Annotated in this window: 14 protein-coding genes; 8 read left to right on the forward strand and 6 right to left on the reverse strand. The window is 65.1% G+C overall.

Annotation, left to right across the window (positions count from 1 at the left end; translation table 11 throughout):
• Positions 1-304 precede the first annotated feature (304 nt).
• From tldD to K5R33_RS07455, 4 genes are all read left to right on the forward strand, one after another.
• A complete protein-coding gene (gene tldD, locus K5R33_RS07440) occupies positions 305-1,726 on the forward strand; it encodes a metalloprotease TldD (protein ID WP_220748368.1) in 1,422 nt (473 codons plus the stop codon).
• Between the two features lie 46 nt (positions 1,727-1,772).
• Entirely contained in the window at positions 1,773-2,969 is a 1,197-nt protein-coding gene (gene dprA / locus K5R33_RS07445; protein ID WP_220748369.1) for a DNA-processing protein DprA, read from the forward strand.
• A gap of 400 nt (positions 2,970-3,369) precedes the next feature.
• A complete protein-coding gene (gene topA, locus K5R33_RS07450; RefSeq protein ID WP_220748370.1) occupies positions 3,370-6,129 on the forward strand; it encodes a type I DNA topoisomerase in 2,760 nt (919 codons plus the stop codon).
• A complete protein-coding gene (locus K5R33_RS07455) occupies positions 6,126-6,716 on the forward strand; it encodes a GNAT family N-acetyltransferase (protein ID WP_220748371.1) in 591 nt (196 codons plus the stop codon). Before topA ends, K5R33_RS07455 begins: the two co-directional genes overlap by 4 nt.
• Before the next feature lie 45 nt (positions 6,717-6,761).
• Here the strand turns inward: K5R33_RS07455 and K5R33_RS07460 are convergent, their stop codons facing one another.
• Positions 6,762-7,166, reverse strand: a complete 405-nt coding sequence (locus K5R33_RS07460) for a VOC family protein (protein WP_220748372.1) — start codon at positions 7,164-7,166, stop codon at positions 6,762-6,764.
• Between the two features lie 96 nt (positions 7,167-7,262).
• Here K5R33_RS07460 and K5R33_RS07465 point away from each other — a divergent pair, with 96 nt between their 5' ends.
• Both K5R33_RS07465 and K5R33_RS07470 read left to right on the forward strand, forming a co-directional pair.
• Positions 7,263-7,856: a nitroreductase family protein gene (locus tag K5R33_RS07465; protein ID WP_220748373.1), complete on the forward strand. Its 594-nt coding sequence runs from the start codon at positions 7,263-7,265 to the stop codon at positions 7,854-7,856.
• Positions 7,853-8,545 (forward strand): EI24 domain-containing protein, encoded by a 693-nt coding sequence (locus K5R33_RS07470; RefSeq protein ID WP_220748374.1) that lies wholly within the window; start codon positions 7,853-7,855, stop codon positions 8,543-8,545. Before K5R33_RS07465 ends, K5R33_RS07470 begins: the two co-directional genes overlap by 4 nt.
• A gap of 15 nt (positions 8,546-8,560) precedes the next feature.
• Here the strand turns inward: K5R33_RS07470 and K5R33_RS07475 are convergent, their stop codons facing one another.
• Both K5R33_RS07475 and mce read right to left on the reverse strand, forming a co-directional pair.
• The gene (locus tag K5R33_RS07475) at positions 8,561-8,842 is read right to left on the reverse strand and encodes a DUF1467 family protein (RefSeq protein ID WP_220748375.1); all 282 of its coding nucleotides are present in this window, start codon (positions 8,840-8,842) and stop codon (positions 8,561-8,563) included.
• Positions 8,842-9,246, reverse strand: coding sequence for a methylmalonyl-CoA epimerase (gene mce / locus K5R33_RS07480; RefSeq protein ID WP_220748376.1), 405 nt, complete (start codon positions 9,244-9,246; stop codon positions 8,842-8,844). The genes K5R33_RS07475 and mce overlap by 1 nt, the downstream gene beginning before the upstream one ends.
• A gap of 130 nt (positions 9,247-9,376) precedes the next feature.
• Between mce and K5R33_RS07485 the strand changes: the two genes are divergently transcribed.
• Positions 9,377-10,078, forward strand: a complete 702-nt coding sequence (locus tag K5R33_RS07485) for a response regulator (RefSeq protein WP_220748377.1) — start codon at positions 9,377-9,379, stop codon at positions 10,076-10,078.
• On the opposite strand, the gene K5R33_RS07490 is transcribed toward K5R33_RS07485, so the two are convergent.
• From K5R33_RS07490 to K5R33_RS07500, 3 genes are all read right to left on the reverse strand, one after another.
• Entirely contained in the window at positions 10,066-10,761 is a 696-nt protein-coding gene (locus tag K5R33_RS07490) for a GNAT family N-acetyltransferase (protein ID WP_255576209.1), read from the reverse strand. The two genes, K5R33_RS07485 and K5R33_RS07490, sit on opposite strands and share 13 nt — an antisense overlap.
• Positions 10,758-11,519, reverse strand: a complete 762-nt coding sequence (locus tag K5R33_RS07495; RefSeq protein ID WP_220748378.1) for an SDR family NAD(P)-dependent oxidoreductase — start codon at positions 11,517-11,519, stop codon at positions 10,758-10,760. The genes K5R33_RS07490 and K5R33_RS07495 overlap by 4 nt, the downstream gene beginning before the upstream one ends.
• Before the next feature lie 73 nt (positions 11,520-11,592).
• Complete coding sequence (locus K5R33_RS07500; RefSeq protein WP_220748379.1) at positions 11,593-12,237, reverse strand: DUF3047 domain-containing protein; 645 nt, start codon at positions 12,235-12,237, stop codon at positions 11,593-11,595.
• A 225-nt stretch (positions 12,238-12,462) separates the two neighbouring features.
• On the opposite strand from K5R33_RS07500, the gene K5R33_RS07505 reads away from it, so the two are divergent.
• The gene (locus K5R33_RS07505) at positions 12,463-12,969 is read left to right on the forward strand and encodes a type III secretion system chaperone family protein (protein ID WP_220748380.1); all 507 of its coding nucleotides are present in this window, start codon (positions 12,463-12,465) and stop codon (positions 12,967-12,969) included.
• The last annotated feature ends 25 nt before the right edge of the window (positions 12,970-12,994 follow it).

The raw sequence follows: 12,994 nt of genomic DNA on the forward strand, positions 1-12,994 counted from the left end.
CATGGACAGAATCCCCCGCGGGTCCGAACTTTGGCGCCTATCACCATATTCTGAGGGTTCTGTGCAAGGGGGCGAGGCGGCTTCAGGGCCACGTGTCGCACCTCAACCAGCGGATTTGTATGCCGCAGCATACGGAGGTCAAAGGTCAATTTCCCCTTTTGCCACAGACCTTTCGACTTTGGTCTAAAGGCAAGCAATTTGGCCAAACGCCCCCGCAGCCTCCTCCAGAAAACGCGCCAACATCCCCCCTCGGCAAATCGCGCTGCGCGCCCTATCTAGTCAGGTAGCGCTAGCAGGAGGTCCCATGACAGACGCCCCTTTCCGACCGTTCGAAACCGCCCTGGACCGCGATGGGGCCTTGAGCGTCTTGCGCGACACACTCGCAGGGGCCGACGACGGGGAGTTGTTCTTGGAACGGCGCCGGTCTGAAATGATCGTGTTCGACGACGGGCGCGTGAAAACGGCCAGCTACGATGCCTCCGAAGGGTTCGGATTGCGCGCCGTTCGCGGGGAAACCGCCGGCTACGCCCATTCCACCGAAATCAGTGAGCAGGCCCTGCGCCGGGCCGCCGAAACCGCACGCCTGGCCGTGGGCGACGGCGGCGGCACCATGGCCGACGCCCCGGCTGGCACGAACCGCAAACTCTACACCGACAGCGATCCAATCGCGGGCCATGCGTTTTCGGTCAAGCTCGATACGCTGAAGGAAATCGACGCCTTTGTCCGCGATTTGGACAGCCGCGTGGTGCAGGTCACCGCGTCCATGGCCGCCTCCCTCCAGGAGGTTGAGATCCTGCGCGAGGATGGCCAATCCGTGGCAGACACCCGGCCAATGGTCCGCCTGAATGTCTCTGTCATCGTAGAAGAAAACGGCCGCCGCGAGTCCGGCAGCGCGGGCGGCGGCGGGCGCATCGGGCTGACTTCCCTCATGACCCGAGACCATTGGCAGGGTGTCGCCCGCGAGGCATTGCGCGTGGCCGTCGTGAACCTCGCGGCGGTCCCGGCTCCTGCGGGCGTCATGGACGTGGCCCTCGGAAACGGCTGGCCAGGCATTCTGCTCCACGAAGCCGTGGGCCACGGGCTGGAGGGGGACTTCAACCGCAAAGGTCAATCGGCCTTTGCCGGTCTCATGGGACAGCGTGTTGCCGCCCCGGGGGTCACGGTTTTGGACGATGGCACCCTACCGGATCGGCGCGGCTCGATCACCGTGGATGACGAAGGCACCCCCTCGGCCAAAAACACGCTGATCGAAGACGGCATCCTGGTCGGATACATGCAAGACAGGCAGAACGCGCGCCTCATGGGCGTATCACCCACCGGGAACGGGCGGCGCGAAAGCTATGCCCATATCCCCATGCCGCGCATGACAAACACCTACATGTTGGGCGGTGATGTGTCCCCGGGCGACATCGTCGCGGACGTCAAGGATGGCATCTATGCCGTGGGGTTTGGCGGCGGCCAAGTGGACATCACTAACGGCAAATTCGTGTTTAGTTGCACCGAAGCCTACCGTGTCCAGGACGGTAAGATCGGCGCCCCAGTCAAGGGTGCCACACTCATCGGTGATGGTGCCACGGCGCTGACCAACATCCGCGCAGTTGGCAATGACATGTCCTTGGACCCCGGCATGGGCAATTGCGGCAAGCAAGGACAATGGGTGCCGGTCGGCGTGGGCCAACCTACGCTTTTGATTGGGGGACTCACCGTCGGCGGCTCTGCCGCGTAATCGGCGTTAACCCTTTCTCAACGCCCAGCGCGCCATCCTCCGGGATATGGAGTATGCGATTCCCGACGAATTGGTGCGCGAAGGCGACGGCTGGGCAGAGGCGCCACTGCCGCTGTTTGACGCCCCCCCCACGCAAGACGAATTGTTCGCCCGGCTGCGGCTGTCTCGGTCCAGGCGTGTTGGTCCTGCGACCTTCCGTCGGCTGATCGCGGAACACGGCACTGCTGTGGCGGCGTTGGCCGCCCTGCCCGCCGTCGCAGCCAATGCAGGCGATACCAAGTACCAACCCGCATCAGAGGCCGATATCCGTCGAGAGATCACCGCGGCCAGACGCACCGATGCGAAACTACTGACCCTGGGGGCACCGGGCTACCCCGCCCGGCTCGCCGATGTGGCCGACGCGCCGCCCGTCCTTTGGGCGCAGGGCCAGACGGCCATGCTAGGGCGGCGGAGCGTCGCCATTGTCGGGACGCGCAACGCCTCTTCGCTCGCCTTGCGCATGGCCCGCGCCCTGGGCCGCGATTTGGCCGATGCTGGCGTCGTTGTCGTGTCCGGTCTGGCGCGCGGGGTCGATGCCGTCGCCCACTCCGCCGCCCTGGAGGGCGGTACGGTGGCCGTCCATGCGGGCGGCCTGGATCAGGTCTACCCGGCGGAAAATACCGAACTCGCAGCCAAGATCGCGGAGCAGGGCTGCGCGCTGTCCGAACGGCCTTTCGGTCTTTCGCCACAGGCGCGGGATTTCCCCCGCCGCAACCGCATCGTTTCCGGCCTATCCATGGCCGTCGTCGTAGTGGAGGCGGCGGCGCGCTCGGGCTCCATGATCACCGCACGGGACGCCCTGGACCAAGGGCGGGAGGTGCTGGCCGTGCCTGGCCATCCTCTCGATGGCCGCGCTTCAGGTTGCAACCTTTTGCTGCGGGACGGGGCCACCCTGGTCCGTGACGCGGACGACATCCTGGAGGCGTTGGAGGGGCTCGACCCTGAGCCGACCGCTGAGCCTGCCCTGCCCGACACCTCCCAAACCGCACATGGGGCGCCCTCGGCCTCCCCGGACGCGGATCCCAATTTGCGAAAGAGGATCCTCGATCTGCTGTCCCCAGTGCCTGTGCCCGAAGATCAGTTGATGCGCGATCTGCTGCAGGATGGCCCCGCCCCCACCCAAAGCGTGGCTGCTCACCTGTCTGAATTGGAATTGTCTGGCTGCGTGGCCCGCAAACCTGGTGGTGGCCTCGTCAAGGTGTGAGAGACCCATCAGGCTGGACCGTGCAAGGAGCTTACATCGCCCGCCTACAAGGCGTTTGTGGCGTATCAGGAAAGCGAGTGAACACCGCTCGGACATGAACCACTTCAGCGCACCCAAAGTCCCGGACGCGTACTCGCGCCTCCCCATGACGGAGGCTGCGAACCGGGACCGCTCCCACGTCCTCAAACGCCGCGCCGCGCGACCGAAATGTGATGCGGCCAGCCTATTCGAATGGCGCCCAAACCAAGGGCACAGGCCGCGATGGGCTGTGAAATAACGCCTATCGTGACCGCCGACGTTGACATTGACGCGGACGTCGCCACATGTTTTGCGGCCCGCGGGGGCCACCAGACCGGCCCCCGACACGCGCCAAACAAAAACCGCCCCGAGGTCACAGCACATGCCCGTCGTCGTCGTCGAATCCCCGGCTAAGGCCAAGACAATCAACGGCTATTTGGGCAAGGACTACACCGTATTGGCCAGCTACGGCCACGTCCGGGACCTGGTGGGCAAGGACGGCTCCGTCGACCCGGAAGAGGGGTTCGCGATGACCTGGGAGGTGCCCAGCGACTCGAAGAAGCGCATCAAGGACATTGCCGACGCCCTCGCCGATGATCCCAATCTGATCCTCGCCACCGACCCCGACCGCGAGGGCGAGGCGATCAGCTGGCACCTGCAAGAAACGCTCCGGGCACGGCGCGGCATCAAGAAAGATATGCCGATCCGCCGCGTGGCGTTCAACGCGATCACCAAGAAGGCCGTGCAGGACGCCATCGCCAACCCTCGCGACATCGACACCCCTCTGGTGGAGGCCTATCTCGCGCGCCGCGCGCTCGACTACCTGGTGGGCTTCACCCTCTCGCCCGTCCTCTGGCGCAAGCTGCCCGGGTCACGGTCGGCGGGGCGGGTGCAATCCGTGTCTCTCCGCCTCGTGGTGGAACGGGAGATGGAGATCGAAGCCTTCGATCCCCAAGAATACTGGACGGTCCGCGCCCTGCTGGAAACGCCCCGAGGCCAGACGTTCGAGGCCAGGCTTGTGGGGCTGGCGGGCGACAAGGTGGAACGGTTCACCTTCAAGGACGCAACGGCCGCGGAACTGGCAGTCCAAGCGGTGGCCAGCCGCGACCTGACCGTCACCGGGGTCGAAGCCAAGCCAGCCAGCCGCAACCCCTCGCCCCCCTTCATGACCTCGACCTTGCAACAGGAGGCCAGCCGCAAGTTTGGCATGGGCGCCAAAGCCGCCATGGGCACGGCTCAGCGGCTCTATGAAGCGGGTCACATCACCTACATGCGGACCGACGGCATCGACATGGCGCCCGAGGCCGTTCACGCCGCGCGCGACGCAATCAAGGACCGATATGGCGACAGCTACGTCCCCGACAGTCCGCGCCTCTACAAGAATAAGGCCAAGAACGCGCAAGAGGCACACGAGTGTATCCGCCCCACGGACATGGCCAAAGCGGCCGATGATCTGCGGCTCGATGGGGATCAGAAGAAGCTCTATGATCTGATCTGGAAGCGGACCTTGGCCAGCCAGATGTCCGCCGCCAAACTGGAACGGACCGTCGTCACCGTGGGCAGCGCTGATGGCCAGGTCGAGTTGCGCGCCAACGGTCAGGTCGTTGTCTTTGACGGCTTCATGAAGGTCTATACCGAGGGCCGCGACGATGACGATAGCAGCAGCGGCGACGACCGTCGTCTGCCCGCAATCCATCAAGGGGATGCGGCCAAGCGCCATACCAACGGCCTGCGCCCCGACTACGACAAGCTGACCGCCGATGCCGGAGATGCGCTGGTGGACGACGGTGGCGCCGCCAAGAACGCGCGCCTGTCAGAGGATGGCGCCGTCCTTGGGCAGCAGAGTTTTACCCAGCCGCCCCCCCGCTACACAGAGGCGACCCTTGTGAAGCGCATGGAGGAGTTGGGGATCGGCCGACCCTCAACCTATGCCTCGATCCTGGGCACGATTGTCGACCGTGGGTACGTGGAAAAGGACGGCAACCGCCTGATCCCGAAGGACCAGGGCCGTCTGGTGACTGTGTTCCTGTCGAATTACTTCCGCCGCTATGTGGGCTACGATTTCACCGCCGGGTTGGAGGACGAGCTGGACCAGGTCTCGGCGGGCGATGCGAACTACAAGGATGTGCTCGACCGCTTCTGGCGCGACTTCAAGGCCGCTGTGGATGAGACAGCCGAGCTTCGGATCACGGACGTTCTCGAAAAGATCAACGAAGTGCTGGAGCCGCATCTCTTCCCAGAGCGGGAGGATGGCAAGGACCGCAGGCTCTGCCCCAAGTGCGAGGCTGGGCGGCTATCGATGCGGACGGCCCGGTCGGGTGGGGCATTCATCGGCTGTTCCAACTACCCCGAATGCCGCTACACCCGTCCGTTCGGTCCACCGGGCATGGAAGGTGAGCAATCGGGCGATGAGCGGATGCTGGGGGTAGAGCCCGAGTCCGGGCTAGAGGTCTGGCTCAAGTCGGGCCGCTTCGGACCATATGTCCAACTGGGCGAGGCGACCGAAGAGAACAAGAAACCCAAACGCTCCAGCCTGCCGAAGTCCTGGACCCCGGACATCATCGACTTCGACCGCGCAATGCAACTGCTGTCGCTGCCCCGCCTCGTGGGCACTCACCCCGAGGATGGCCAGCCCATCGAAACAAACCTGGGCCGCTACGGGCCTTACGTGATGCACAAGGGCCCAGACGACGCCAAGCCGGTCTATGCCAATCTCCCCGATGAGGAGGAAGTGTTCACCATCGGCATGAACCGCGCGGTTGAGGTCTTGGCCGACAAGCGCGCCAATCCCCGTGGGCGCGGTCGGACCGCGGCTAAGCCCCTGAAGGAGCTGGGAGAACATCCGGAGAACGGCGGCCCCGTCAACGTGATGGAGGGGCGCTATGGCCCCTATGTCAAATGGGACAAGATCAACGCCACGATCCCCAAGGACACGCCCCCCGAAGCGCTGACCATGGAGCAGGCGGTGGAGTTGATTGCCGAACGGGCCGCCAAATCCGGGAAGAAGACCACGCGCAAACCAGCGGCCAAAAAGGCTCCGGCAAAGAAGCCAGCGGCCAAGAAGGCCCCGGCGAAGAAACCAGCAGCCAAAAAGCCCGCGAGCAAGACGGCCAAAGCCGCCGTCGCCAAATCAGAAGAATGACCCAGGTGCGCCTCGCCCCCGGGTTTCCAAAGGCGGAGCGGTCAACCGCGGCGCGGCTCTATTGGCAGGCGTTTGGTGCCAAGCTGGCGCGCACCCTCGGACCCACCAATCGGGCCGAGGCCTTTTTCGCCGACTGCTTGGATCCAGCCTTTGCCCTTGGTGCAACTGATGGCGGGCGTTTGGTGGGATTGGCCGGTTTCAAAACCGCCGAGGGGGCGTTGACCGGCGGGGGCTGGGGGGATCTGGCGCGCCATTACGGTCAGCTCGGGGCGCTCTGGCGCGCGCCGCTTCTGTCAGTGTTGGACCGGCCCGTGGCGCCAGACACCCTCTTGATGGACGGGCTTTGCGTAGACGCGACACAGCGTGGCCGTGGACTGGGGACGCGCCTTCTGTCGGCGGTTAAAGACCTCGCCGCCGCCAAGGGTCTCACCCGCGTCCGGCTTGACGTGATCGACAGCAACCCAAGGGCGCGCGCCCTTTATGAGCGGTCGGGCTTCGTGCCCTGCGGCACCTCAGACCTTGGGATTTTGGCGCCAATCTTCGGCTTTCGATCAGCCACCCGCATGGAGGCCTGCGTCACCCGCTGAGCGGGGACCAATTTTCTAGAAAATTGGGGCGCCTGCCCCCGGGGCTTACGGCAATTCCACAAGCTCCACATGATTGCCATCGGGGTCTCGGAAGAACGCATAGCTATAGCCCGGAGGCGCATCGCGCACAGGCTCCACCAGAACGGGGACCCCTGCGGCGCGCAGGTCTTCCGTAGCCGCCGCTAGGTCGGGAACCGCGAAGGCCAAGTGTTTCCAGCCGCGCTGACCCATACTTTGCCCGACACCCTTGGCCTCATCGGGCCCAGGTGCAGCGCCCTGGGCGCAGAACAGTTCCACATGGATACCGTTCTTGCCGATCAACCCCATGCGCAGGCCGTCATCGCCCCATTCCGCCAGCAGCGTGAACCCGAAATGCGTGCCCCACCAGGCGACCGCCGCGTCGAAATCGGACACGGAGAGGCCTGCGTGGTGAAGACTGTCGATCTGCATTGTGAGGACTCCTACGGGGACGCGTGACGGCACCTTATCGGCCCCGAGGCCTCTGCCAAGCTTGATTGTGACGCGTGCCATTGCGACATGGTCCCCATGACGGATATCGCGCCCCTTTCCCCCCGCCCCGACGTCCAGGCGTTCCTGGCCGCACGCCGGTCCCGCCCGGCCAAGACCCTGATGCATCCCGCACCGGACCGTGCCGCGTTAGAGCCACTGCTGGCCACGGCGCTCCGTGTGCCGGACCATGGCAAGCTGGAACCTTGGCGCCTGATGGTCCTGGAAGGCGGGGCGCTCACCCGGCTGGCCGACCTCACCACGCGCCTGGGGACCGCCCAAGGCCGTGACCAGGACAAGCTGGAGAAGGCCCAGGCCATGTTCCGAACGGCGCCTGTGATGGTGGCGGTCATTGCCGCCCCAGTCGCCTCCGATAAGATCCCAGACGTGGAACAAACCCTGTCGGCGGGCGCGGTGTGCATGACATTGGTGACAGCCGCCATGGCCGCGGGCTGGGGCGCGAACTGGCTGTCTGGATGGATGGCCACGGATCGCGCATTCCTGACCGAGGGGCTGTCGCTCGCCCCGACCGAATGGGTCGCGGGCTTCATGGTCCTGGGGACCGAAGGCCCCATCCCCAGCGACCGTCCCCGCCCTGACATGGCCGCCAAAACCACTTGGATCGACGCATGATAGACGATGCCCTCAAGGCCGTGGGCCAGATGAGCGACCAGCGTTTTCGCGGGGTGCTGCTGCGCGGCGTGGGGCTGTCCGCAGGGATCCTTTTGGCGTTCTCGCTTTTGCTGATCTGGGGGGTGCAATGGCTGATCGGGCCGACGGTCACGCTGCCTTGGCTGGGCGAGATCGGATGGCTGGACGATGCCGCAGGCCTGGCCCTGATCCCCGTGAGCCTCTTGTTGTCGGTCTTTTTGATGGTGCCCGTCGCCTCGGCTTTCACGGGGCTGTTCCTGGACCGGATCGCCGAAGCGGTCGAGGATCGCCACTATCCGGGCCTGCCCCCTGCGCGCCGCCAGCCTGTTGGGGAAATGCTGCGCGATACCGCCGCGTTCCTGGGCCTGGTGGTAGGCGTGAACCTTCTGGCGCTCTTGGCCTATGTGGTTTTGGCGCCGCTCGCGCTCTTCATCTTCTGGGGCGTGAACGGGCTGCTGCTCGGGCGGGAATACGCGCAGATGAGCGCGGCGCGCCGCCTGCCCCTGGCCGAGGCCAAGGCATTTCGTCGCCGCCACAGGGGGGCGATCTGGGCAACGGGGGTGCTTATGGCGATCCCGCTCTCGGTTCCGGTTGTAAACCTGTTGGTGCCGATCCTGGGGGCTGCGACGTTCACCCACTTGTTCCACAGGCTCAGCGGCGCGCGGTCTTAACCCGCGCGCTCGGCGTCACCCGCCGACCACCTCGCGCCCCGTCAAACGACGCAGATCGTCGATGGTGAGCTGGCCCGAGACGATGAACCAGACCAATGGCGCCCACAGAACGAAGGTGATCGCCGTGGCCCAACCGATGCGGCGATAGACACCGATGGGCTTGGCCGGGGTCGAGGCATGGGTGCCGTGGGTCACCGACCCACGGTCGCCTTGGGTGTCCTGCCCGATCTGAAGACCGATCAGAAACACCATCGCCCAGATCATCATAAAGACGACAATGGCCGAGAAGACGCCCACTAGACTTGCTCCAACTCGACCAGGGTCCCGGTGAAGTCTTTTGGGTGCAGAAACAGAACCGGCTTGCCGTGGGCGCCGATTTTTGGCTCCCCCGTTCCCAAGACGCGGGCCCCGGACGCCTGCAACTGATCCCGCGCGGCCAGGATGTCGTCCACCTCGTAGCAGATGTGATGGATGCCGCCCGAGGGGTTCTTTTCCAAGAACCCGGCGATGGGGCTGTTATCGCCCAGCGGGTAGAGCAGTTCGACCTTGGTGTTGGGCAGTTCGATGAACACCACCGTGACGCCATGGTCCGGTTCGTGCTGGGGCGCATTGACCTTCGCACCCAGGGTGTCGCGGTATTGCGCGGCCGCGGCCTCCAGATCCGGGACGGCGATGGCGACGTGGTTCAATCTTCCGATCATTGGGCGGGCCTCCTGCAAAGTTGGCGCCTTATCGCCGCAGTGCCGCACGCTCGCAAGGCGTCAGGCCGCCGCGTTTACGATTGATTAGGGATGGTCGCGCAGTGTGGAGGCAGATGAGAGGAGAGATTCGATGGATGACCTCGACCTGACCGCCCGTCCGGCGCCCACTGCGCAACGCCCCCTTTTGGGCACCACCGTTTTGTTAATCGAAGACAGCCGTTTCGCGTCTGAGGCGGTTCGCCTTTTGGCGCTGCGATCCGGCGCCCGCATCCGACGGGCCGATTGCTTGGCCAGCGCGCGCCGCCACCTGGGCCTCTATCAACCCGGCGTGGCAATCATCGACCTCGGCCTGCCCGATGGCCCTGGCCTGTCGTTGATCGAAGATCTGGCGACGGCCAAACGCCGCCCCCTCGTGATCCTTGGAACCTCCGGCCAGCCCCGTGCCGAGGCGGAGCAGTCCTGCCTCGCGGCGGGGGCCGATGGCTTTCTGCCGAAACCGATCGAAAGCCTAGCGGCCTTCCAGACCCTCATCTTGCGCCATCTGCCAAGGGATCACTGGCCCAATGGCCTGCGCCCGGTCGGCTCCGATGTGATCTCGCCGGACCGCTTGGCCCTCTGCGAGGATCTGGTCTACGCGGAACGGGTGTTGGAGGATCCGAATGTCGGGACGGATTACGTGGCCAACTTCCTGCAAGGTCTGGCGCGAACCTGCCACGACCCAGAGCTTTTGGCCCAAAGCCGTGGCTTGGCGCAGACCGAAACCGATGAGACACGTCCCAAGCTACAGGCCTTGATCGCGGATCGCTTGCGGGAAACCCGTCAGGTCGTTTGACCTGCGCCCGCCCGCACCTCGGCAACCATCTGCGCCAGACTGCGCCGCTGCTGACCGGCCCCATCAAAGGTCTCTGGCGACAGCCAGGCCCGATGGGCCGCGCGCAGCCCTGGCCAGTCCCCATCCAGGATCGAGAACCAAGCCGTGTCCCGATTGGCCCCTTTGACGACCATGTGCTGGCGAAACGTCCCCTCGTAGCCAAAGCCATATCGTTCTGCCGCGCGGCGACTGGCGGCATTGGCAGCATTGCACTTCCACTCGACCCGGCGGGCCCCACAAGCAAAGGCATGGTCGATCATCAGGTGGATCGCCTCGGTGGCGGCAGGCGTCCGCTGCAACCCGGCGGAAAAAGCGATATGGCCGATCTCGATCACGCCGTTGTCGCCGTCGAGGCGCAAATAGGAAGCCACGCCGGACCACCCCTGCGGCCCCCGGATCGCATAGAACACCGGGTCCTCGGACACGGCGGCGGCGGCCACCCATCCACGATACGACCCCAGGGAAAGGAACGGTCCGTAGGGCAGAAACCGCCACATGCCCGTGTCGACGTCATTGGCGGCGTGCAGCGCTTCGGCATGGGCGTCGAGCGACAAACGCTCCAACCGGGCAAACCGCCCTTCCATCGACACCGGCATGTGAAACGTCACCGGGCACCAATCCCGAAGGTCGCGATGCTTGGTCACCGCGGGGCCATGCGGATCGCTCCGTCCAACCGGATGACCTCACCGTTCAGCATGGGATTCGCCGCGATATGGCCCACCAAGGACGCGAATTCCTGAGGGTGACCCAACCGCGACGGATAGGGCACCTGGGCGCCCAGGCTGTCTTGCACCTCCTGCGGAAGCCCCTCCAACATGGGCGTCAGGAACAACCCCGGCGCAACCGCGACGACACGGATGCCCAACCCCGCAAGGTCGCGCGCCATCGGCAGGGTCATCCCCGCGACCCCCCCTTTGGAGGCCGCGTAGGCCACCTGCCCGACCTGGCCTTCATAGGCAGCGACCGAGGCCGTATTGACGATCACGCCACGCTCCCCGTCTGGCCCACGCCCGTCCTGCGCGGCCATCAGCGCCGCAGCGGCCGAGGCGCAGTTAAAGGTGCCGGTCAGGTTGATGGCAACGGTTTTGACAAACAATCCCGGATCATGGGCACCCGATTTTCCAACCGTCTTAGCCCCCGGAGCGATGCCTGCACAGTTCACCATCAAATCGAGACGTCCGCCCTGAGCCACCGTCCCCAAGACCTCCGCGCAGGCACCAGCGTCCGTCACGTCCAACGCATGGAAGGTCCCACCAAGCTCATTGGCCAGGGCCGCCCCCCGCGCCTCATCCAGATCGAGGATCGCCACATGCCCCCCAGCCGCAGCCACATGGCGGGCGACGGCGGCGCCCAGGCCCCCAGCCCCCCCCGTGATCGCGGCATGACATCCGTTCAGGTCCATCTGCTTCTCCCGTCCTAGAACGGGGCAGAGGGTTGTGCCCTTGTCCGGTGTCCGTCAAGGCCCGGCGCAGCGCTCAGCGCAGGTCCGGCGCCGTAATCGATGCCCGAATGCGGGTGTCGGTGTCGTCACTGTCAGCCGAGACGCCGACGCCGACGAGGACCTGGGGCGCCCCCCCGAAGGCTCGGGCGTAATCGGCGGCCAAATCGATACGTTCACTGTGCTGCCCTGTGCCAGCTGACCGCAAAACGATGGTGCGCAGCCCAGGCAGGTAGGGGCTCTGTTGGACGGTGCCCCGCCGATCATCGTCCCCCCAGACATAGACCAAGACCCGCGTATTGGCGTTGCGCAGCAGACGCCCCGCCCGATTGGGATTTGCGCTGGCCGCCGTGGCCGCATCGGTCCACGCGAAATAGACGGCCAGGTTCCTGTCATCGCCGCCCTTCCGGCGCAAATCCGTCGCGGGGACGCTCTCGCTGACGGACCACGACCAGGACGCTTGCGTTGCCTGGCGGAGCGCATCGGGCACCGCCTTCCACAGCAGCGACACCGTCCCATCGGAGGTCACTTGCAAGCGACCGCCCTGCTGAACGTAGTCGTTGGATGTCAGACGCAAAAAGCCTTGTTCGCGCCAACTGCCATCGAAGGACAGCGGTGCGGCCAGGGCGGGAGTGGTCAGGGTGAGGCAGGCGGCAACGGCGGCCGAAAGAAATCTGGTCATGGATCGGCTATAGCCGCTGTCACGGTCACGGTGGCGTCACATGGGTGTGAGGCGACCCCTCCCTACGATCACCGCTCAAAGGGCGCATGAAACTTGTGGGTAACCGAAACTGTCCCCTTTACAGGTTACAGCAGGACCGCCACCATATCTGGTAGGGACGTGTGGTTGGTCCGCATAGGGATCGGCCGCCAAACAAGTCCTAGCGAACGAGCGGAAGGGCAAGACATGCTCCACCAGAGGCAGCAATTCTCAGACACGGGCGATTTGCACCCCATTGATTTGGTCGAGACCGTCGCCCAAAGCCACGAATGGGACTTTGACCGTGTGGGCGAGGATCAAATCGCCATGGTCGTCGAAGGCCAGTGGCGCAGCTATTCGGTCACCCTCGCTTGGTCCGAAGTGGATGAGACCCTACGCATGGTCTGCTGCTTTGAGATGGAGCCGCCCGCAGAGGCGCTGCCTGGCCTCTATGAGGTTCTGAACCTGGCAAATGATCAATGCTGGGCGGGGGCTTTTGCCTTCTGGCCACAGCAAAAGATGATGGTCTACCGCTATGGGTTGGTTCTGGCCGGAGGGGCCTGCGCCCAGGTCGATCAGATCAATCATATGGTGGCCGAGGCGATCCTGGCCGGAGAACGCTTCTACCCCGCGTTTCAGCTGGTGTGCTGGGGTGGGCGCGCGCCCGCCGATGCCATGCAAGTCGCAATCGCCGAGGCCTACGGCCACGCCTGATGGCGCTGCCGCCCGCGACACACCG

It is taken from the genome of Jannaschia pagri (assembly GCF_019655435.1).
GTDB classification, from domain to species: domain Bacteria; phylum Pseudomonadota; class Alphaproteobacteria; order Rhodobacterales; family Rhodobacteraceae; genus Jannaschia; species Jannaschia pagri.